General features: G+C 37.1%; 15 protein-coding genes, 1 tRNA gene and 1 pseudogene. 14 read left to right on the top strand and 3 right to left on the bottom strand.

The window, feature by feature from the left end; translation table 11 throughout:
* Nucleotides 1-358: 358 nt before the first annotated feature.
* Entirely contained in the window at nucleotides 359-2,782 is a 2,424-nt protein-coding gene (gene ppsA / locus MRZ19_RS04865; protein ID WP_291030894.1) for a pyruvate, water dikinase, read from the bottom strand.
* A 173-nt stretch (nucleotides 2,783-2,955) separates the two neighbouring features.
* On the opposite strand from ppsA, the gene purL reads away from it, so the two are divergent.
* The 11 genes and pseudogenes from purL to MRZ19_RS04810 all read left to right on the top strand — a co-directional run bounded on the left by purL (nucleotide 2,956) and on the right by MRZ19_RS04810 (nucleotide 13,858).
* The gene (purL, locus tag MRZ19_RS04860; protein ID WP_291030892.1) at nucleotides 2,956-5,160 is read left to right on the top strand and encodes a phosphoribosylformylglycinamidine synthase subunit PurL; all 2,205 of its coding nucleotides are present in this window, start codon (nucleotides 2,956-2,958) and stop codon (nucleotides 5,158-5,160) included.
* A complete protein-coding gene (locus MRZ19_RS04855) occupies nucleotides 5,135-5,572 on the top strand; it encodes a hypothetical protein (RefSeq protein ID WP_291030890.1) in 438 nt (145 codons plus the stop codon). Before purL ends, MRZ19_RS04855 begins: the two co-directional genes overlap by 26 nt.
* Before the next feature lie 61 nt (nucleotides 5,573-5,633).
* Nucleotides 5,634-5,984: an arsenate reductase family protein gene (locus tag MRZ19_RS04850; RefSeq protein WP_291030888.1), complete on the top strand. Its 351-nt coding sequence runs from the start codon at nucleotides 5,634-5,636 to the stop codon at nucleotides 5,982-5,984.
* Complete coding sequence (locus tag MRZ19_RS04845; RefSeq protein ID WP_291030885.1) at nucleotides 5,981-7,315, top strand: SH3 domain-containing C40 family peptidase; 1,335 nt, start codon at nucleotides 5,981-5,983, stop codon at nucleotides 7,313-7,315. Before MRZ19_RS04850 ends, MRZ19_RS04845 begins: the two co-directional genes overlap by 4 nt.
* The gene (locus MRZ19_RS04840) at nucleotides 7,302-8,066 is read left to right on the top strand and encodes a metal ABC transporter ATP-binding protein (protein ID WP_291030883.1); all 765 of its coding nucleotides are present in this window, start codon (nucleotides 7,302-7,304) and stop codon (nucleotides 8,064-8,066) included. The genes MRZ19_RS04845 and MRZ19_RS04840 overlap by 14 nt, the downstream gene beginning before the upstream one ends.
* Nucleotides 8,059-9,414: an FAD-dependent oxidoreductase gene (locus tag MRZ19_RS04835; protein ID WP_291030881.1), complete on the top strand. Its 1,356-nt coding sequence runs from the start codon at nucleotides 8,059-8,061 to the stop codon at nucleotides 9,412-9,414. Before MRZ19_RS04840 ends, MRZ19_RS04835 begins: the two co-directional genes overlap by 8 nt.
* Nucleotides 9,383-10,228, top strand: a pseudogene (locus MRZ19_RS04830) (metal ABC transporter permease). Before MRZ19_RS04835 ends, MRZ19_RS04830 begins: the two are co-directional and overlap by 32 nt.
* A gap of 16 nt (nucleotides 10,229-10,244) precedes the next feature.
* Entirely contained in the window at nucleotides 10,245-10,454 is a 210-nt protein-coding gene (locus MRZ19_RS04825) for a DUF5408 family protein (RefSeq protein WP_291030879.1), read from the top strand.
* 33 nt (nucleotides 10,455-10,487) lie between these two features.
* Nucleotides 10,488-10,574 (top strand) — tRNA-Leu (locus MRZ19_RS04820).
* 479 nt (nucleotides 10,575-11,053) lie between these two features.
* The gene (locus tag MRZ19_RS04815; RefSeq protein WP_291030877.1) at nucleotides 11,054-12,454 is read left to right on the top strand and encodes a sodium:alanine symporter family protein; all 1,401 of its coding nucleotides are present in this window, start codon (nucleotides 11,054-11,056) and stop codon (nucleotides 12,452-12,454) included.
* A 63-nt stretch (nucleotides 12,455-12,517) separates the two neighbouring features.
* On the top strand, nucleotides 12,518-13,858 hold the full coding sequence (locus MRZ19_RS04810) for an MATE family efflux transporter (protein ID WP_291030875.1): 1,341 nt from the start codon (nucleotides 12,518-12,520) through the stop codon (nucleotides 13,856-13,858).
* A gap of 31 nt (nucleotides 13,859-13,889) precedes the next feature.
* On the opposite strand, the gene MRZ19_RS04805 is transcribed toward MRZ19_RS04810, so the two are convergent.
* Nucleotides 13,890-14,102, bottom strand: coding sequence for a hypothetical protein (locus tag MRZ19_RS04805; protein ID WP_291030873.1), 213 nt, complete (start codon nucleotides 14,100-14,102; stop codon nucleotides 13,890-13,892).
* 130 nt (nucleotides 14,103-14,232) lie between these two features.
* Here MRZ19_RS04805 and serS point away from each other — a divergent pair, with 130 nt between their 5' ends.
* From serS to MRZ19_RS04790, 3 genes are read left to right on the top strand one after another with little or no spacing between them, the layout of a single operon-like run.
* Nucleotides 14,233-15,510, top strand: a complete 1,278-nt coding sequence (gene serS, locus MRZ19_RS04800) for a serine--tRNA ligase (protein WP_291030871.1) — start codon at nucleotides 14,233-14,235, stop codon at nucleotides 15,508-15,510.
* 3 nt (nucleotides 15,511-15,513) lie between these two features.
* Nucleotides 15,514-17,919: a tetratricopeptide repeat protein gene (locus MRZ19_RS04795; RefSeq protein WP_291030869.1), complete on the top strand. Its 2,406-nt coding sequence runs from the start codon at nucleotides 15,514-15,516 to the stop codon at nucleotides 17,917-17,919.
* The gene (locus tag MRZ19_RS04790) at nucleotides 17,919-18,695 is read left to right on the top strand and encodes a TIGR02757 family protein (RefSeq protein ID WP_291030867.1); all 777 of its coding nucleotides are present in this window, start codon (nucleotides 17,919-17,921) and stop codon (nucleotides 18,693-18,695) included. The genes MRZ19_RS04795 and MRZ19_RS04790 overlap by 1 nt, the downstream gene beginning before the upstream one ends.
* On the opposite strand, the gene MRZ19_RS04785 is transcribed toward MRZ19_RS04790, so the two are convergent.
* Complete coding sequence (locus MRZ19_RS04785; protein ID WP_291030865.1) at nucleotides 18,692-20,986, bottom strand: flagellar hook-basal body complex protein; 2,295 nt, start codon at nucleotides 20,984-20,986, stop codon at nucleotides 18,692-18,694. The two genes, MRZ19_RS04790 and MRZ19_RS04785, sit on opposite strands and share 4 nt — an antisense overlap.

Genomic DNA, 20,986 nt, shown 5'->3' with positions numbered 1-20,986 from the left:
AGGCATTTGGCTTGCCGACTGTTGCGATGCGTCTTGTTGAGAATCTTGAGTGTCGGCTAGGGTTTGGGCTACACAGATTGTTGAAGCCACTCCTACACTTAATAAAACACGGCTTAGAGCCACACTTATGCTATTTGAAATTTTTGGCATTTTTCTCTCCTCTCCTAAAATAAAATTAATATTTAAAATCCTAATGGACTTAAAAGTGGAATTTTACCCCCCCCCCGAAAAGTCAAGGGCAAAATGAAAAAATTTGTATGGATTTTAAAATTGACTTTTGTGTTTTTAAGGAAGTGAAATAACGAAGAATAAAATGCGAAAAAAGTTATACAATGCACAAAAAGTGCATTATAATCAATTAAGAGATTCCTAGTTTTTTCTCTAGTTTTACGATTCTATCCCAAGTTTCAATAATGGAATCGGGATTTAATGAGATAGAAGTGATGCCATTTTCTGCTAAAAATTCTGCGATTTCTGGGTAATCGCTTGGTGCTTGTCCACAGATTCCACAATATTTGTTTTGCTTTTTACACGCCTCAATTGCCATTTTAAACATTTTAAGCAGCGCAGGATTTCTCTCATCAAAGACATGGCTTACAAGCTCTCCATCTCTATCTACGCCTAAGGTGAGTTGCGTTAAGTCGTTTGAACCGATGGAGAGGCCATCAAAGAGTTGTAAAAACTCATCGGCTAAAATCACATTCACAGGCAATTCACACATCACATAAATTTCTAAGCCATTTTCGCCTTGCACAAGGGCATTTTTACGCATAATCTCTAAAACCCTGCGTCCTTCTTCTGGGGTTCTAAGAAATGGAATCATAATTTTTAGGTTGCTAAAGCCCATTGCATTTCTAGCCATTGCTAGTGCTTCACATTCCCATTCAAATGCTTGGCGGTATTGCTCGGAATAATAGCGGCACGCACCACGATAGCCTATCATTGGATTTTCCTCGTGGGGTTCATAATCCTTTCCGCCTACCATTCGGCAGTATTCGTTGGATTTAAAATCGCTTGTGCGCACAATCACAGGCTTTGGATAAAATGCTGAAGCAATCATTCCCACACCTTCAGCGATTTTTTTAATAAAAAAGTCTTTAGGGTTAGCATAGCCTGACATAATCTCTCTTACGCCTTCAACGCCATCAAACTCTTTGTTTCCATTGTGTAAATCAATGAGTGCTAAAGGGTGCGCTTTAATGTAGTTGTTAATAACAAACTCCATTCTAGCAAGTCCTACGCCATTATTTGGTAATCTTGAGAAGGCGAAGGCTTTTTCAGGGTTTCCAATATTCATATAAATTTTTGTCTTAGGCTGTTCTAGGCTATCTAAATCAATCTTTTCTATTTCAAAGGGGTGGATTCCTGCATACACAAAGCCATTTTCTCCCTCTGCGCAAGAAATTGTTATTTCCATTCCTGTTTCTAGTTTTTCTGTTGCACCAACAGCCCCTACAATTGCTGGAACACCAATTTCACGCGCAACAATAGCGGCGTGGCAAGTGCGCCCACCGCGATTTGTAATCACAGCAGAAGCCTTTTTCATTGCGGGTTCCCAATCTGGGTCTGTGTTGTCTGTAACAAGGATTTCGCCTTGTTTGAGTTCGCCCATATTTGCGATATTATCAATGATGCGCACTTTACCTGTGCCAATCTTTCCTCCTACGGCCTTTCCTGTAAGTAAAATCTCTCTTTCTATTTTTTCTTTAAAGAAATATTTCTCAAGAGTGTTACTTTGTTGTTTCATCTTTTGGCTTTGGACGGTTTCTGGGCGCGCTTGGACAATAAAGAGTTCACCACTATAACCATCTTTTGCCCATTCCATATCCATAGGGCGATATTCACCTGCTTCTTTGGAATAGTGCTTTTCAATCAAGATTGCATAGCGCGCTAGGGTTAGAATCTCATCATCATTTAAGGAGAAGCTTTTTAGCTCTTCTTCTGTGGTTTTTATATTTTTTGTAGGATGAGGGGCTCCGGGTGCTGCATAAACCATTTTAATGTTTTTAAAACCTAATTGTCGCTTTAAAATGGGGCGTTTTCCTAACTCTAAAGCAGGCTTAAAGACATAAAATTCATCGGGATTAATTGTCCCTCCTACAACATTTTCGCCTAGCCCCCAGCTAGAAGTGATAAAGACTGCATCTTTAAAGCCTGTTTCTGTATCAATGCTAAACATAACCCCTGCACTCCCTTTATCAGAGCGCACCATTTTTTGCACCCCAACAGATAGTGCCACTTTAAAATGGTCAAATCCCCTTGAAGCGCGATAGCTAACAGCCCTATCTGTGAAGAGTGAAGCAAGGCAGGATTTAATGTAGTGGATTAGCTCCGTTTGCCCTTGCACACTTAAATAAGTGTCTTGCTGTCCTGCAAAAGACGCATCGGGTAAGTCTTCAGCAGTCGCAGAACTTCTAACAGCAACATCAGCCTCTTCCATATTATATTCTTCGCTTAAGATTCTATAAGCTTCTAGGATTTCTTTACGCAAATCTTCAGGTAAGGGTGTTCCAAAAATCATATCGCGGATTTTTTTGGAGCGGACATTTAATACATCAATTTCTGTTATATCAATCCCATCAAGTAATTCTTTAATTTTTTCCCTAATCCCAGCACTATCTAGCAAATACCAATAGGCTTCACTTGTGATTGCAAAGCCATTTGGGACTTTGATTCCCATAGGCACAAGCTCTTGGAACATTTCCCCAATGCTTGCATTCTTCCCTCCAACTATGGGAACATCCCTGTTGTTTAACTCTTTGAAAAACTTGATGTATTTCATCGTTACTTTTCTCCTTAAATTTTTCGAACAATTCTAATTGCTATGAAGCAAAACACAAATATTTTACAGAATTTAACTTTATTGCAATCTTAGTTTATTTCTACTTTATGCGCCATTTGTTAAACTTTCAGTGATTTTGTAAATTTTACATACAGACTTTTAAGGAAACTAAAATGGAAAACCTATCGCAAATCTTAAAGCAACATAAGCTAACAGAAGAGGATTATGCAAGTATTCTAAGCATTTTAGGGCGTAAGCCAAATCTTGTAGAGCTTGGGATTTTTTCAGCAATGTGGAGTGAGCATTGCAGTTATAAATCTAGTAAAATTTACTTAAATGGCTTTCCAACGCAAGCTCCTTGGGTGATACAAGGTCCAGGGGAGAATGCAGGTGTGATTGATATTGGTGGTGGATATGGTGCAGTCTTTAAGATGGAATCGCATAATCATCCAAGCTTTATTGAGCCTTATGCGGGGGCAGCAACAGGCGTTGGGGGCATTATGCGTGATGTTTTTACAATGGGTGCTAGGGTTGTTGCAAGCTTAAATTCTATCCGTTTTGGGGATATTACAAGGAGCGATTCCATTGGCGCAAAGCATAGGTATTTATTGCGCGGTGTTGTGGCGGGGATTGGTGGTTATGGGAATTGTATTGGCGTGCCAACAATTGGTGGAGAGATGAGTTTTGAGCCAAGTTATGCAGGGAATATTTTAGTCAATGCCTTTGCTTTAGGGATTGTAAAAAAGGACGCAATTTTTTATGGAAAGGCAAGCGGGGTTGGGAATCCTGTCATTTATGTGGGGTCAAAAACAGGGCGTGATGGCTTAGGTGGGGCTGTGATGAGTAGTGATTCTTTTAGTGAGGATGCAAAAGTCTTGCGTCCAACCGTGCAGGTGGGCGATCCTTTTACAGAAAAGCTTTTACTTGAAGCGTGTTTGGAGTTGTTTCAAAAGGATTTAATTGTTGGAATCCAAGATATGGGAGCAGCAGGGCTTACAAGCTCTAGCTTTGAAATGGCAGGTAGAAGTGGCAGTGGAATGGTGATGCACTTAGATAAAGTGCCAATGCGTGAATGTGGAATGACGCCTTATGAGCTAATGTTAAGTGAGAGTCAAGAGAGAATGCTAATTTGTGCTAAAAAGGGTTGTGAAAAAGAGATTTTAGAGATTTTTACAAAATGGGAGCTTGATTGTGCGATTATTGGGGAGGTTACAGATAGTGGGAAGATGGAACTCTTTTGGCATAATGAGAAATGCGCTGAGACTCCAATTGCGCCACTTAGTGAAAAAGCACCGATTTTAAAGCGTCCTGTAAGTGAAAAGCCTAACTATTTGGATTGTATAGAAACATTAGATGTAGAAAAGTTGGAATCCAAAAATAAAAGTGAGGTGTTTAAGACGCTTTTAAGTAGCCCTGAAGTGTGCGATAAGGAATGGGTGTATTCACAATATGATTCTAGCGTGCAGACAAATACGATTGTGTCAAGTGGTGCAGGTGGAGCTAGTGTGATACGCATTAAGGAAAATGGCAAAGGGCTTGCAATGAGTGTGGCTTGCCAAGCAAGGCTTTGTTATTTAAATCCAAGAGAGGGTGCAAAGCAAGCGGTGGCAAAGGTGGGAAGAGATATTGCATTGCGCTCTGGTAGGGCGTTGGCAATTACGGATTGCTTAAACTTTGGAAGTCCAGAGAATGCTCAAGTGATGTGGCAGTTTAAAGAGGCGTGTTTGGGGATAAAAGAAGCGTGCAAGGCTTTAAATACACCTGTTGTGAGTGGAAATGTGAGTTTGTATAACCAAACAAATGGTAAGGAGATTTATCCAACACCAAGTATTGCTGGAGTTGGTGTTGTGGAGAATATCCATAGTGTTTTATGCTCGGAATTCAATAAAGAAGGTTTAGAAGTGTATTTGCTAAAGTCTAAGAGTGTTGTGCCTAGCTTTGGGGGGAGTTTGGTAGCAAAATACTTTGGAAACTCCATTAAGAGTGAGATTGCAGAGATTTCTTTAAGCGATGAGTTGTGTTTATGGAATGTGCTAGCAAATGAGTGTGGAATCTTAAATGCGGCTGTTGATGTGTATCAAGGGGGCGTTGCCATTGCACTTGCTAAGGCTTGTGTGCGTGGAAATATGGGCTGTGAAGCGGTGGGGGATTTGGATTTTAAAGCACTCTTTGGGGAAGCACCCACACAGATTTTAGTGGCGTTGGAATCTAAAAATGTTAGCAAGCTAGAAAAGATGCTAAGGGATTCTAATTTAGAATTAATTAAAATTGCAAGGCTTGAGGGAGAAAAACTTTCACTTGGTGCAATTACGATTCCATTAAAAGAAGCAAAAGAAATGTTTTATGGAGCATTTGAGAAAATTATTGAAACGCTCTAGTTGTTTTTGTAAAGTTGGAATCGTAATTTTAATGTGTTGTTTGTGTTTGCAAGCGATGGATTTTGAAAGTTTTTATCAGCAGGTGCATCAGCAAGCTTTAGAGCGTAATTTTGTGCGTTTTAGGAATCGTGTGCTTGTGAGCGTTGATGCTTACCATTTACTTTCTTTAAAAGAAAAAGAAATTTTTAATCAATCTTATCCTTTGGTGCTTGTGTTTGATAGGATAGAGCGGTTTATTACTTTTAATGCACAAAGTGGAGTTGGGGTTTCAACGCAAAGGGGAAGCCATTTGCAATTTGATATTGCTTATTATGAAACTTTAAAAGACATTGGAATGAGTGGGAAAATCCACGCAATGTGTGTTCTGCCTTATTTTGATAAGTGTATTTTGCTAGGATTTGCAATGTTTTAGAATTTGCATAAGGGCTAATTTTGTATAATGCAGACATTGTTTAGCGTTAGAAAGGATGATTATGCGATTGTATGGAATCAAAACTTGTGGAAGTGTTAAGAAGGCAATGCAGTTTTTAGATGCTAAAGGAGTGGAATATACCTTTATTGATTTAAAGAAGGAAAAACCTACACAAGAAGAATTGGAATCTTGGGTTAAACAAGTAGGTTTTGGAATATTGTTAAATAAAAAAGGGACAACTTATAAAAAACTTGCTTTAAAAGAATTGGATTTAAGTGATGCAGAAATTAAGGAGTGGCTTTTAAAAGAGCCTATGCTTTTTAAGCGTCCTATTGTTGTGTATGATAAAGATTCTAAAGAAAATGTAATGGTAGGCTTTGATAGGGAAAATTACCAAAGGGTGTGGAAATGAAAAAATATAAAATCTTAGCAATCTTTGTTTGCCTTAGTTTTTTGTTCTTTAGCGGCTGTGTGCATAAAGATTATCAGAGTGCAAACATAATCCTGCCCGAGCAGGATTTAACGCCATTTGTTAGGGATTCTAAAGAGCTAAATAGGGCGGCAATGCAATCCTTGAAAAAGGAGTATTTGACACGCTTTTTTTCTCCCTTTGATAAAAAGCCACAATTTACTCAGGAAACACTAAGATGGGGATTAAATGCAGCATATGCGAATTTAGGCTATGGGGAAAATTTATTGCCTTATACAAAAAAGGAAATTCAAGCTTTAGAATACGAGGCAAATTTAGAGCATTACCCTAGTGTTAAAAAGCCAGCAATTATTACTCGGAATTCTAATTTGCGTGTTTTACCTACAAATAAACCACGCTTTTATAATCCCAAAACAGCAGGGGAGGGCTTTCCTTTTGATTATTGGCAGAATTCTTCTATCTATCTAGGCACACCTGTTTTAATCACGCATTATTCCCGTTCTAAAAAGTGGGCGTATGTGGAGAGTGGATTTGTAAGTGGTTGGATAAATGTCTTAGATGTTGGAATCTTAAATGATAATCAAGTGGAATCTTTAAGGAAAACGCGTGATTTTATTGTTGTCAAAAAGGATTATACTCCGCTTACAAATGCACACAAAGAGTTTTTAGAGAGTGCAAGAATTGGTATGCTTTTGCCCCTTGTTGGAAGCACTAAAAAAGAATTTGAAACAGAAATATATGTGCGCAATGCGCGTGGTTACACCCATACGCAAAGGGTAGTTCTAAAGCAAAAGGATTTTGCAAAGTTTCCTATGGTATTTTCAAATGCAAATGTTGCGGCTCTTGGGCAAGATATAATGGGAGAGAAATATGGTTGGGGAGGAATGTTTGGCAATCGTGATTGTTCTATGTTTTTGCGCGATGTTTTTGGTAATTTTGGAATCTTTTTGCCTAGGAATTCACAAGCGCAAATGGATGTTTATTTAGATCTTAGTGGACTTTCAAGAGAGCAAAAGTTAGAATCTATCAAAAAGTATGGAATCCCATTTGCGACTTTTTTAGGAATGCGGGGGCATATTATGTTGTATATTGGCGCAATGGATGGAGAGATTTATGTTTTGCACGATATATGGGGATTAAGGACGCTACAAAATGAAACACAAGAAGGGAGAGAAATTTTAGGAAAAATTTTAATCACTCCTGTGGAAATTGGTAAGAATGTGAAAGGCATTGTGCAAGATAGGCTGCTAATTGATCGTATTTATGGAATGCGGAATTTATTTGGGGAAGATGCATTAAATGTTAGGCAATAAAAGCGAACAAGAAATTATTGTTTGTAAAAATGTTAAATTTTGTTTTACCAAAGAGAGAATTTTATATAATGTGGATTGGACGATTTCCAAAGGAGATTTTTGGGTCATCATTGGTCCAAATGGTGGTGGTAAAACCACATTAGCACGCCTTTTAGTAGGGCTTTTAAAGCCGAGTGCTGGAGAGATTATTAAGGATTCTAACTTGCGCATAGGTTATGTGCCGCAAAATACTTTTTTGAATCGTCATTTTCCCATTACGGCACTTGAAGTGGTGATGATGGGATTTTTAAAGCCCGGACTTTTTGGTGGATTTTTGCCAAAGGGTGCAAAAGAAACCGCAACGGAGCTTTTAGCAAGGTTAAATATGGAATCTTTTGCGCACAAAAAGATTGGAGCACTCTCTGGCGGACAAAGGCAGCGCATTTTAATTGCTAGAGCACTATGTGGTAATCCTAATTTGTTGGTTTTAGATGAGCCAACTGCAAGCATTGATCCAAAAAGTCAAAAAGAAATTTATCATCTATTACAGCAAATTAATCAAGAAAAGACTATAATAATGATAACTCATGATGTTTCTATCTTGTTGGGATATGCAAAAAAAGTCTTATATGTCAATAAGGAAGTTATGGTGCATAATTTGCCAAATAATATAAGCAGTGCTTATGCCATAAATGCTTTTGATGAGCATTTTTGTGAGGTTGAGATGCTCATGGGCTTATGGCACTCTAAAATAGGAGAAGGTAATGAATAATTCTTATGATGCGGCAATAATTGGGGCGGGGATTTCTGGGAGTGCGTTGTTTTATGTTTTGACGCAATATACAGGCATTAAAAGAGTGGCACTTTTAGAGAAATACGCACAACCTGCAACATTGAGTTCTAGTGGAAATAATAATTCTCAAACAATCCACGCAGGAGATATTGAGACAAATTATACTTTTGAAAAGGCAAAGAAAGTTTCACGCTCAGCAAAGCTTATAGAATCTTATGCCTTGTATCATAAGTTACAGAACAAAAGTATTTTTGAATACCAAAAGATGGTAATTGGCGTAGGAGATAAAGAAGTTGATTTTATAAAGAATCGCCACGAAGAATTTAAAGAAATTTATCCGGATTTAGAGTTCTTTACAAAAGAGAATTTAAAAGAAATTGAACCTAATGTTGTGAAAATGGCAGATGGTAGTGATAGGACTGAAAATATTGTGGGTTCTGGTATGCGTAAGAGCTTTTGTGCGATGAATTTTTGCTCTGTGGCGACACATATGATTGAGCAGTCTTTAAGCCCTGAACACGCTGTGTTTTTTAATTATCTTGTAGCAAGCATAACACAGCAAAATGATGGACGCTATTTGATTCGCTCTAAAGGAAAAGAGGCTATTAGCGCGTCCTTTGTGCTTGTAGATGCTGGGGCGCATTCTTTGTTTTTGGCGCAAAATATGGGTTATGGTCTTGATCTTGGCTGTTTGCCTGTTTCTGGAAGTTTTTATTTTATACCCGGCGATAAATTAAAAGGCAAGGTTTATACTGTGCAAAATCCTAAGCTTCCTTTTGCGGCAATCCACGGAGACCCTGATGTTGTTGCACAAGGAAAGAATCGTTTAGGACCAACAGCACTTGCTTTACCAAAACTAGAACGCTTTAAAAGTGGAACTTATTTGGATTTTATGAAAGTTTTTGGCTTTGGCAGTGCGACGACAAAAATTATGTGGGATTTGCTATCAGATAAAGAAATTCGCAATTACATCTTTAGAAATTTTTTGTATGAGATTCCAAGTATTGGGAAAAAGTATTTTTGGGAAGAAGCTAAGAAAATCATTCCCTCTATTCAATTAGAGGATTTAACTTATGCAAAAGGTTTTGGTGGAATCCGTCCGCAAGTTTTGGATAAAAATCTAAAAAAGCTTGTGCTAGGAGAGAAAAAAATTAAGAGTGGCAAAGGAATCACTTTTAATATGACTCCAAGTCCGGGAGCTACTAGCTGTATGCGTAATGCTTTAATTGATATGCTAGAGATTGCAGAATATTTAAATGCGCAAGTAAAAATGGACAGAATCAAAACAGAGCTTAATGAAGAAAGTTTGGAGTGGCTGGTTGATTAATGCACTTTCTTATACATTTGTGCAAAATGCTCTAATGGGAGCATTTTTTACTAGCATAATTTGTGGAATCATCGGCACGCTTGTGGTAACAAATCGTATGGTTTTTATTGCAGGTGGAATCGCACATAGTGTCTATGGAGGCGTTGGGATTGCGGCATTTTTTGGATTGCCTATTTTAGTGGGTGCAACAGGTTTTAGTGTGCTTTGTGCAGTGATTTTAGCTTATATGCTTTTATATGCAAAAGAGCGTTTAGATTCCATAATTGGTTCTTTATGGGCATTTGGGATGGCATTGGGTGTGATTTTAGTTGAATTAACTCCGGGATACAACAAGGACTTTATGGGATATTTGTTTGGAAGTATTTTAAGCATAACGCAAAATGATATTCTTGTAATGGCTGGCTTTAGCTTCCTTTTGTTTGTGTTTTTGCTGCTATAATATCGTGTGATTTTGGCGTTTTCTTACGATAATGAATTTACGCAACTTCAGGGAATTAACACGCGCTTGTTTAGTGTTGCATTGATGGTGCTAATTGCTGTTGGGATTGTGATTTCTATGCGTTCTGTTGGGATTATTCTTGTTATTGCGCTTGTGAGCATTCCGGCATATTGCAGTGAAATTTTTACCGCTTCGCTTGGAAAGATGATGTTTTGGGCGAGTGTAATTTCTTGTGGTGCGATGTTGGGTGGAATTACAATTGCATACTATTATGATTTGCAAGCAGGTGCTAGTATAGTGATGGTTTTGGCTTTGTTTTCTTTTGTTTTAGCATTTTATCATTACTTTTTAAATTCTAAAATGCGATTAACTTAAAATTAAAGGGATAGGAATGGAAGAGCAACAAAAAACTTTAGAGTTAGCTAAAAGCACAGCAAAAAGAGCGGTAAAAATTGCTTTGATTGCTTGTGTGATTACAATCCTTTTTGCGACACTTAGCCTTTGGGTGTTATTAAATCAAATTACTGCTACTGCAAATTTGACAAAAATGCAAAAAATACAAGAAATGCGCTTAGAAAAACTAGAAAAAGGTTTGATATAAAAATATTTTTTGGATATAATTACGCCTCTAAATGCCGGGGTGGTGAAATTGGTAGACGCGCCAGACTCAAAATCTGGTGGGGGCAACCCCGTGTCGGTTCGATTCCGACCCTCGGCACCATTAATAGAAATAATGTAATCTAAGATTCCAACTACACGATATTCCAACAATAAAATATAATCTAATCGTTTATGGAATAAATTTTCTTTTTAAAAGAGAAGCTTTATAAGAATTTTTGCTATTTTTACTCGCTTTTAGTTTTATGGGTAGGCATCAATATTTATTGAATTTTTAATACCATTTTTATATTTTTTAAAATAGAATTATAGAGAATGCATAGTAATATTTTATATTTTTTGAAATTTATAGAAGGATAAATGCGTAATTTCAATATCATAATTATACAATCGGGTATTGGCATGGGGGATTTTAATTAAATCAATAAGGGCTGTGCATTTATCCTTCTCTAAATTTCAAAATTCTTATTGATGTTTATTCTATTTCTCTTTGATTACTTCTTGAGGGATAAAATCTTCTTTTTTTGCTATTTTGATAGAATTGTGCTATCTTAAAAAATAATTTTTAATAAAAGGATAAATATGCAAGCATTTTATGATTTAGTTGGTGCTATCAGTGGGTTTTTATACACTTATTGGCTTGTTTTTGCGTTAATTTTATGCGGATTGTATTTGACGATTAGAACGCGCTTAATTCAGTTGCGTTTTTTAAAAGATGTATTTTGGGTGTTAAAGGAGCGTGGAAACAAAGAGCATATTACGCCCTTTGGTGCATTAATGATTTCTACGGCTTCAAGAGTTGGAATCGGAAATATTGTAGGGGTTTCCGTAGCAATTACTGGCGGGGGCGTTGGAGCATTGTTTTGGATGTGGGTTACTGCTATTATTGGTGGGGCAAGTGCATTTGTGGAATCTACTTTGGCGCAAGTGTATAAGCGCAAAGACGGAGAGCATCATTATAAGGGTGGTCCTGCGTATTATATTGAGAGTGCGTTAAATTCACGCATTCTTGGTGTAATCTTTGCCATTTCTTTAATCTTTTGTTTTGCTTGCGGATTTAATGGATTACAATCTTACACACTCACTTCTGCGTTTGAAATTTTTGTGGGAAAAGAAATTTACAATAATGGTTATTTGACGCTTTTTGTGGGCTTAATTTTGGCGATTTTAGTAGCGTTTTTCTTCTTTGGTGGAGCAAAGAAATCTGCAATCATTTCATCAGTTTTAGTGCCAATTATGGCATTGGGTTATCTTGTGGTGGCATTAATTATTGTGGGTATGAATGTGGATAAGATTCCGCTTATTTTTGGAAATGTTTTACAGGAAGCCTTTAATTTTGAAGCAATTTTTGGCGGATTTGCTGGAAGTGCAATTGTGATTGGGATTAAGCGTGGATTGTTTTCTAATGAAGCGGGTATGGGTTCTGCACCAAATGCCGCCGCCGCTGCACACACTAGCCATCCAGCAAAGCAAGGTATGGTGCAAACACTATCGGTGTTTATTGATACGCTAATTATTTGTTCAGCAAGTGCTTTTATAGTGCTTTGCTCCAATATCGACAAAGAAAGCTTGCAAGGAATGTTTCTAATTCAAGGTGTGATGCAAGGGCATTTAGGGACTTTTGGGCTTATGTTTGTGAGTGTTGCAATTGTGCTGTTTGCATTTACTTCATTGATTGGAAATTATTTTTATGCAGAGGCAAATTTTAAGTTTATTACAGAGAATAAGCTTGCATTGCAGATTTTTCGTTTTTTGGCTGTGCTTATGGTGTTTATTGGTGCGCAATTAAATTTATCGCTTGCTTGGGATTTAGCCGATGTGTTTATGGGGCTTATGGCAAGCATTAATATTATTGTGATGTTGCTTTTGAGTAATCTTGCCATTAAGGTTTTAAAGGATTATGAGGCGCAAAAAAAGGAAGGAAAAAATCCTGCATTTAAGGCTGAGAATGTTGGAATCACAAATACAGAGTGTTGGAAATAAATGCAATCTTTATTTTAAGCTTTAAAATCTGTTACAATTTGAGTTTTAATTCTTGGAGTGGAAGTGTTAAGACGATTGCGTTTTTTCTCTAAAGATAGAAGCCGTAGGATTCTAAATATTGCAATTCCTTCTGGGTTAAACTCGCTTTTGGACATTATTAATCTTAGCATTGATTTGTTGATGATTGGTGTTTTTGGAGCAAGTGCAATTGTAGCAGTGGGGGTTAGTTTGAATTTTATGCTACTAATCTTTGCATTTACGACGATTATTTTTGTTGGGAATAGTGCGCTTGTGGCTAGGTTTCTAGGTGCAAATGATGCAAGAAGTGCAAATGAGGTGGCACTTAGTTTAACCTTCGCCTCCTTTTGTTTGTCTTTGCCTTTGATGGTGTTGGGATTTTTTAGTTATGAAATTTTTTTCTCTTGGATTGGAATCTCTAATGAAGCGCACGAGATTGGAAGTGCGTATTTAGAAATCGCACTTTTTAGTGTGCCTTTACTTTTGATTAAGCAAGTGAGTATTTCTGCATTTTCTGCTGCTGGGGCTGCGAAATTCCCTTTTTATATTAAGGTTATTATCACGCTTATTAATCCTTTTATTAAGTTTATTTTAATTTTTGGCTTTGTCCTTATTCCTGCTTTTGGTGTGATTGGGGCGGCTATTGGCACATTAATTATTAATACCCTAGAAACTTTAGCACTTTTTTTGCTTTTGTTAGTGTATAAAAATAGTCCTATTGCATTAAGGGGGCGGATTAATTTTAATTACATTAGGCGTGCATTTGTTGTTGGGATTCCAAGTGGGGCGGAGCGGTTTTTAACGCTTTTTGCAATTTTATTTATGACAAAATTTGTAGCTCTTTATGGCACTTATGATTTGGCGGGCTATCAGATAGCTACACGGATTGAAGGATTTGCTTTTATGCCGGGCTTTGGATTTATGATTGCTGCAATGGCGTTAATGGGACAAAATCTTGGAGCAAAGAAGCCTTTAGAAGCAAAATATTCCACGCTAAATACTTTGCTATTAGGTGGAATCTTTATGGGGCTTGTTGGGCTTATAATGAGTGTATTTGCTCCAGAGCTTGCAGGATTTTTCACTCAAGACATTGAAGCAATAAGTGCAAGCGCAAGCTATCTTATCCCTATTGGAATCTCTCAATTACCTTTTGCTTTTATTTGTATTTTAGATGGGGCATTGCGTGGAGCTGGGATTACGAAGATTACATTAGCAATTAATAGTGTGATGATTTGGGGATTGCGTGTTCTTCCTTGCTATTTTATTGCAACGCTTGGATATGCTGTAGAGTATATTTATTTATGTATTTGTTTAGAAACTTTTTTAAGAGCATTTGTGTATTGGAAAATTTTTCAAAGTGGGATATGGAGAAAACAGAAAGTCTAAGATTCCAAAAGTTGGAATCTTTTTGTGGGTTTTAGCTAATTAGGGCGATGAATAACTCAAGATTGCCTAAAATATATAATATGATGATTCCAAAACAAACTAAAAACGCCACAAAGAATAAAAGTTTTTTTTCAAAGCTTGTCAGTTTGGTGCTATTTTTTCTAATTGAAATTCCAGCGATTGCTAAAATTACAAGTGAGATTCCGCATAGAATTGAAAGCGTGAGTGTAAAATTCCCAAGCATTTAAACTCCTTAAAAAAGCTTAATTATATATTGTTTTTCTTTGATTTTTCCTAATTTATAAAATTTTTAGCCTATTTTAAAAAGCAGTATTGTAGAATCCTTACATCTTCAAGTTTGTTGGGGTTATGGTATGATTGATTTAAAACTTCTTGTCAATGCCTTTGATTCTGTGGCAGAAAAATTATCAAAACGCAATATTGATGCAGCTTTCTTAGATGCTTTGCGTCAGAGTAGTTTAAATTATAAGCAAAAGAAAATTGCCCTAGAGGAGTTACAAGCAGAGCAAAATGCAAAAACAAAGCTTTTTGCAAAATACAAGCAAGAAGGCGGCGATATTAACGCTCTTAAAATAGAGTGTGATGGGCTTAAAACACAGATTGATTTGCAAGCAAAAGAGTTAGAAGTTTGGGAAAATCAACTTCAAGAATTAACGCATAATATCCCAAATATTCCGGATTCTAAAACGCCTTTTGGAAGAGATGAGAACGATAATGTGGAACTAAAAAAGGTGCTAGAGATTCCACAATTTAATTTTAAGCCAAAGGAGCATTGGGAATTAGCGGAGCAAAATGGGTGGATTGATTTTGAGCGCGGTGTGAAGCTTGCTAAAAGTCGTTTTAGTGTGTTTATGGGAATGGGAGCGAAGCTAGAGAGAGCATTGATTAATTATATGCTTGATTTTAATAGTGCGCACGGATTTAGTGAAGTTGGCACTCCAGTGATTGCAAATGCACAGACGCTTTTTGGCACAGGGCAGTTACCAAAGTTTGAAGAGGATTTATTTAAGATTTCTGATTTTAAAGAGGAAGAGAGTGGCAAGGGACGCGCATTATATTTGATTCCAACGGCTGAAGCAACGCTTACAAATCTTTATAGTGATGAGATTTTAAAAGAGGATATGTTACCTATGATGCTAACAGCTTATACGCCTTGTTTTAGGAAAGAAGCGGGCAGTGCAGGGAGAGATACGCGTGGGATTATTAGACAGCATCAATTTGATAAGGTAGAGCTTGTGGCACTCACAACGCCACAAGATAGCGATAGGATGCAAGAGAGAATGGTTGCTTGTGCTTCAGAATTGCTTGTGTCTTTGGGACTTCCCCATCGTTTAGTGCAACTCTGTGGTGGGGATTTAGGCTTTAGCGCAAGCAATACGATAGATATTGAAGTGTGGCTTCCGGGGCAGAATTGTTATAGAGAGATTAGCTCCATTTCCAACACAAGGGATTTTCAAGCAAGAAGGGCTAAAATCCGCTATAAAGATTCCAATAAAAAGAATGTCCTAGTGCATACATTAAATGGTTCAAGTCTAGCAGTGGGTAGAACACTTGTAGCCATTATGGAAAATTATCAAAATGCTGATGGAAGCATTAGGATTCCATCTGTTTTGGAATCTTATTTGAGATAGTAAATGGCTGAGAATCAAAGCAATACACCAAGCAATGCGCCACAAGCCCCTGATGGCGATGTGATTCAACTTGATGATAGCTTTAATGTTTTAGATGATATTTTAAAAAAAGATGCAGAACCACAAAAGCCAGAAGGGAAAACAGTTAGGTTATTAGACTATTTTGCACAACATAAGAAAACAACAGCTTTTTTATTTTTTTTGTTTGGGCTTTTGTTGCTTGCATTTATTTTTCTCATTGGTCTTCTTTTGACTAAAGAGCATAAAGAACCGCAACAAACAGATGCTATGATAACTCCGCCAGGAGATTTTACGATTAATCAAAGCAAAGAATTGATTACAAATGCTGAAAATTTAGAAGCATTGATTAAAAAGGCAAATTTTTTATACACAAATGGAAACAAGCAGGAAGCATTAGACTTATATGGAAGAATTTCTAATTATTCTGAAGTTTTGTCTAATTATAATTTAGGTGTGGCACAAATGGAAGAGAGGGCTTATGCAGAAGCCCTTAAGTCGTTTCAAAAAGCGATTGATTTAAATGAGGATAGGGTGATTAGTGCATTAAATGCGGCGGTGTGTGCTTTGCGTTTAGGGGAGCCATTGCAATACCGCTACTATTTGCAGTTGGCACAAACTTATTTGCCTTATTCTGGAAATTTGCCTTTATATTCTTATTTGTATTCTTTGACAAATTTTTATTTGGGGAATTATTTAGAAGCGTTTTCATCCCTTTTGCATAGAAATTCTCCGTATTATCAAGCTGAAAGTGATGCGCTCTTAGCAGCGATGTATGCGTATTTTAATAATAATTACAAAGCCATTGAAGCTTTGAGTAGAAATTCAACAGATGCTAAAAATTGGTTTAATCTTGCTTTGCTTTATGCGCGCATTGGGGATTATCCGCGTGCAAACTCATTAATGCTGCAAAGCATTGACGCCTTTGGAAGCACTCAAGAAGCAGATTTTGCGTTGCTATTAATTAAGATGAAACTTCCAGAATACGGACAAGCTTCTAGGATTTCTAGTAAGTATGCAAACGATGAAGGTGCATTAAAGAGTAATCCCTATCCAATTAAAATCACTTTGCGCGATGAGTTTTTTAATGTGGATATTGCACAAAAGCGTTTTTGGGAGAGTTTTAGCGGACAAAAGCTAAATGCTTATAAGATTCTTTTTTATTATGCACCTTATAAGGTTTTTGATGCGCAAGAAGCCTTTAATGTGATACAAGAAGGTGGGATTAGCATACACATTGAAAATTTGCAAGAAGCAAAAGAGATTTTAGTGCGCGGACAGACGATTTCTCGTGTTAATCGCAATATTGCAAATGCGATTTTAGAAACGCTAAATGGGAATGTTCGCAATGCCAATGCACTTTTAAAGAAAGCGGTGGATACCTATCCAAACCATTCTATTTTGCATTATAATTTAGGATTAAATTATGCGCAAATGAATGATTTTGACTTAGCATATCGTCATTTTTTGCGCGCGTTTCACTTAAATCCTAGTGATTTGCACGCCGGACTTTTTGCGATGATTGCAGCAAAATTAACATACAGAGATACCACACGCTTAGAAGAAGAAGTGGGCAGGGAGATTGTAAATTTTAATGGCAGTATAATGGAGCAAGAGTTTATTCAAGCACTCTTAAATTTTGTGCGTGATGGGATTCCAAATTCTTTAGAATCGCTAGAGAAAGAAAATAGCAATGTGGCAATTTATTATGCGCTAGATTTTGCGCAAGGTGTGCAACTCAATAACCAAAGCTTGCTAATTAAAAGTGCGGAATCTTTAAAGCATATTGCACCGCGCGATCCTATTGCAAATTTGCTAACCCTGCTTGCACTTAATTACAAAGATGATCCAAAAGCCCTGTCTTTAAAACTTCAGCAGTATTACCAAGACAAAAATATCAATAAAGATGCGTTTTATTATGGCGCATCTGTGGTGCGTGAGATGTATGTTGAGATTGCATATATTATTGGAACTTTGCATTATATTGAACAAGATTTAGATGTGCGTTTAATCACGGAACAAAAAGATGTGCGTGGCGTGATACAGGCTTTAGCATTAACTTATTTGTATCTACAAGAGTTTGAAAAAGCTTTTACGCTTTATAATAGTTTAATAGATGATTTTAAGGAGCAGGATACGCAAACGCTGTTTTTAGCGGGAGTTACAGCAGTTGGGGCAGGGCATTTAGAAAATGCTGCTGCGTTGTTGCAATTAGCTAAACTAGAAGCACCAACGCATTATGAAACAAGGATTGCTAATGCAATTATTTATCTACAAGAGAAAAATTTTAATGCAGCAAGTGTGCAGTTTGGAATGCTTGGGGATTCTAAAGTGGAATCTAAATATTTTGATTTTAAAATTGATACAAGGCAATTATTACAGAATCCATAATGGCTTTTAAGATTCCAAAACATCCCTCTAAAAAGTTTTTAAAAGTGTTTTTAGAAGCACAATATCAGAATTTTAATGCAGAATGCGCTGTGAGTGAAGAGTTCTTAGATCCCTTGCTTGTGGCAAGAGAGTTTAGAAATGAAAAGATTGCTTTGTTTTGTGCGTTATTTGCTTATGGTAATGTTAGGGCGATTTTAAAATTTTTACGGAGCTGTAATTTAGGGGATTTGTTAGATTCTAATGGGAATTGTAAATTGCAAACAAATCAACCTTATCGCTTTCAAAGTAATGCAGAGATTCAGGATTTCTTTAGGGTGTTGTTGCATTTAGAGTCTTTGGAGAGTATTTTTTATCAAGGGTATCAAAAAGTTGGAATCCAAAATGGTATTTTAAGTGGAATCCAAAGTTTGCAAAATGCAATTTATAGGCGTTTGCAAAACCCAAATTCTAAGGGCTTGCAATTTTTGTTAGGTGCTCCAATTACTGAGAAAAACACTTCGCCTTTAAAAAGATGGAATCTTTTTTTGCGTTGGATGGTGCGTAAAGATTTTCTTGATTTAGGGCTTTGGAGTAGTGTGGATACAAAGGATTTATTATTGCCGCTTGATACGCATACTTTTAGAATCTCACAAAGGCTAGGATTGCTAAAGCGCAAAAGTTATGATTATAAAGCGGTGCTTGAAGTCAGTCAGAGTTTAAGGGAGTTTGATGCAAGCGATCCGATTAAATATGACTTTGCGCTATACAGAATCGGACAGCTTAGGCTTTTGTCTTAGCGTTTGAGTTGGATTGCTTCTTGCATTAGCTGATCGGCTGTTGTGATGGATTTAGCACTCATTTGGTAGCCCCTTTGATAAATGATTAAATCTGTTAGGGCGGTTCCTGTATCTACATTGCTAGTTTCTAGCATATGGTCCATTACTTGCCCAAACTTAAGCCCTGCAAGCCCTTTCTCATTCCACGCTAAAATCGGAGGTCCGCTGACAACATTCGTTTCTTCATTAATGGTGCGCACATTCATCTCAAAAAGATTCCCACCTATTTTGCTTAAACCTTGATCATTAACAAATGCAGCAATTCCAAAGCGTCCAATAGGCTCCATTTTTCCATTTGTGAAATTAACTAAAAGGATTCCATCATTATTAATGATAATGTTTTTTACAATTCCAGCTTGTGTTCCATCTTGCGTAACGGATTTTGTGGTGGAATCTGTGTAGGCAAAGTTGCTAGAAGTTTTGCCATCTTCAGATTTTGTTAAATCCACGCTAATACTTTGGTTATTAAATGGCACTTCAAAAGGAGTAGCATTTGCGCTTCCGTCAGCATTAAAAGTGATTTCACTCATCACGGGAGCATCGCTAATTAGCATTTTTCCTGTGCTGTCATAAATTTCTGTGCGCACTTCCCAGTGCTCTAGTGTTGCTGGGTTAGCGTTAGGGTTGCTTTGTTCTAAAAGCACATATTGACTCTTTAAAATAAATTTTTCACCAGAATCGCTAAAGATTTCTGTATTTGTTTCATAAGTTGGAACTTGAAGTTGTGTGCTAGTGATGCCATTGACTCTAAGTGGTTTCCAGCCTTGTGAGTCTTCGGCAGGATTTGTGTTGCCTGTGCCATTAATTTTTTGGTATAGGATTCCATTATGGCTAACAATAGAATCCTGCTCATAGGTTTCGCCTTCTTTGTATTCTCCGATACTCCCTATTGCAGCTTCAGCGACTTCTTTCCAGTTTGCTGTGTCTTCTGCTGGGGGAGTAATGGTAGCTTCGCCAGTAACGGGATCTATGACTTCTGTTATACCCCCTTTTCCTGTTTGCTTTTGATAAATCTTACCATCTACAACAACAAGGGCGTCTTTTTCATAATCTTTAGCCTGTTTCTCAGAATATTCTGCCACAATGCTACTATCAATAAGCGTCCAACCATTAGGATCTTCAAGTGGATTTGCAGCAGCTGCTCCATCGCCATTTTTTTGAAAAATGATTCCTTCATATTTAACATAGTCTTTGTCTTTGTAAGTTTCGCCATCTTGGTATTCTTTAAGCTCGCCTTTAAAAGCGGATTCCAATGGGCTTTTATTTGCTTTTAAACCTAGTTTATCTGCTAGCTTTCCGCTAACACTTAATTTTATATCTTGCATTCCGCTATTGCTTAAGAATAAAGAACAATCAGTGGGATTGCCAAGGCTATCAAGCTTTAATCCTAATGTTAAGCCAGTTGTTTCCTTGATGCGCTCCATAAGCTCACCCATACTTTTAAAATCTACTCCATAAGAGAAAGCATAATCTCTAGTTATTCCTTCTTTTTCAATGCTAAATTTAATGTCTTTAAAGTTTTGCGCATCAATAAGCTTCCCGCTAGCGTCCATTAGGGAGTTAATGTCTTGTGCTAGGAATTTATCCATACTAAAATTGCCCTTTTCATCTTTTAAGGCGGTGATTCCCTTTGGATTTTGTGTGCGGTTTAAATTGATGGCAAGATTTACTTCTGTGGTTAGTGTTGGTTGGTAGTGTAGATTTTTTGGGATTTGCAAAGGCTTTAATGTTGATCCTCCAAGTGCTGCATAATCTGCTTCTAGGTTGTTTGTGCCTGTTAGCGTTCCATCAGCTGCGATTTTTCCTAGATTGATTCCATACATATAATAACCGCTAGAATTTACTAAATAGCCTTCACCATCTAAGCTAAAAGAACCATCGCGCGTAAAAAAGTTTTGTTGCACTCCTGTGTAGTTTGGTGCTTTAATGTCAAACTCTCCGCCTTTATTTAGCCCCACAACAAACCAGCCTTTTCCGCTATAAGCAACATTAAACTCTCCATCAGCCTTTACATAAGTCCCATCATTAGCGTTAATTGCATTTGCTCCAATCGTAGAACCATAATTATAGTCATTAGAAATTGGAGAGTTAGAGTTGATGTAGTTTAGATTTGTTGAAAAAAGACTTTTAAATTCTGTGGAATTTGCTCTGTATCCCGTAGTATTAACATTTGCAATGTTGTTTGAAGTGGAATCAAGTGCGAATTGATGTGTTCTGATTCCACTAATCCCTCTGTATAATGAACCTATCAT

It is taken from the genome of Helicobacter sp. (assembly GCF_022770205.1).
Taxonomy (GTDB): domain Bacteria; phylum Campylobacterota; class Campylobacteria; order Campylobacterales; family Helicobacteraceae; genus Helicobacter_D.
The sequence above is the reverse complement of the archived record's forward strand: the minus strand, read 5'-3'. Positions and strand labels throughout refer to the sequence as shown.

What these genes read in the sequence shown, in the direction of transcription:
- ppsA (WP_291030894.1), bottom strand. Translation starts at nt 2,782, where the DNA reads ATGAAATACATCAAGTTTTTCAAAGAGTTAAACAACAGGGATGTTCCC.
- purL (WP_291030892.1), top strand. Translation starts at nt 2,956, where the DNA reads ATGGAAAACCTATCGCAAATCTTAAAGCAACATAAGCTAACAGAAGAG.
- MRZ19_RS04850 (WP_291030888.1), top strand. Translation starts at nt 5,634, where the DNA reads ATGCGATTGTATGGAATCAAAACTTGTGGAAGTGTTAAGAAGGCAATG.
- MRZ19_RS04845 (WP_291030885.1), top strand. Translation starts at nt 5,981, where the DNA reads ATGAAAAAATATAAAATCTTAGCAATCTTTGTTTGCCTTAGTTTTTTG.
- MRZ19_RS04840 (WP_291030883.1), top strand. Translation starts at nt 7,302, where the DNA reads ATGTTAGGCAATAAAAGCGAACAAGAAATTATTGTTTGTAAAAATGTT.
- MRZ19_RS04835 (WP_291030881.1), top strand. Translation starts at nt 8,059, where the DNA reads ATGAATAATTCTTATGATGCGGCAATAATTGGGGCGGGGATTTCTGGG.
- MRZ19_RS04825 (WP_291030879.1), top strand. Translation starts at nt 10,245, where the DNA reads ATGGAAGAGCAACAAAAAACTTTAGAGTTAGCTAAAAGCACAGCAAAA.
- MRZ19_RS04815 (WP_291030877.1), top strand. Translation starts at nt 11,054, where the DNA reads ATGCAAGCATTTTATGATTTAGTTGGTGCTATCAGTGGGTTTTTATAC.
- MRZ19_RS04805 (WP_291030873.1), bottom strand. Translation starts at nt 14,102, where the DNA reads ATGCTTGGGAATTTTACACTCACGCTTTCAATTCTATGCGGAATCTCA.
- serS (WP_291030871.1), top strand. Translation starts at nt 14,233, where the DNA reads ATGATTGATTTAAAACTTCTTGTCAATGCCTTTGATTCTGTGGCAGAA.
- MRZ19_RS04795 (WP_291030869.1), top strand. Translation starts at nt 15,514, where the DNA reads ATGGCTGAGAATCAAAGCAATACACCAAGCAATGCGCCACAAGCCCCT.
- MRZ19_RS04790 (WP_291030867.1), top strand. Translation starts at nt 17,919, where the DNA reads ATGGCTTTTAAGATTCCAAAACATCCCTCTAAAAAGTTTTTAAAAGTG.
- MRZ19_RS04785 (WP_291030865.1), bottom strand. Translation starts at nt 20,986, where the DNA reads ATGATAGGTTCATTATACAGAGGGATTAGTGGAATCAGAACACATCAA.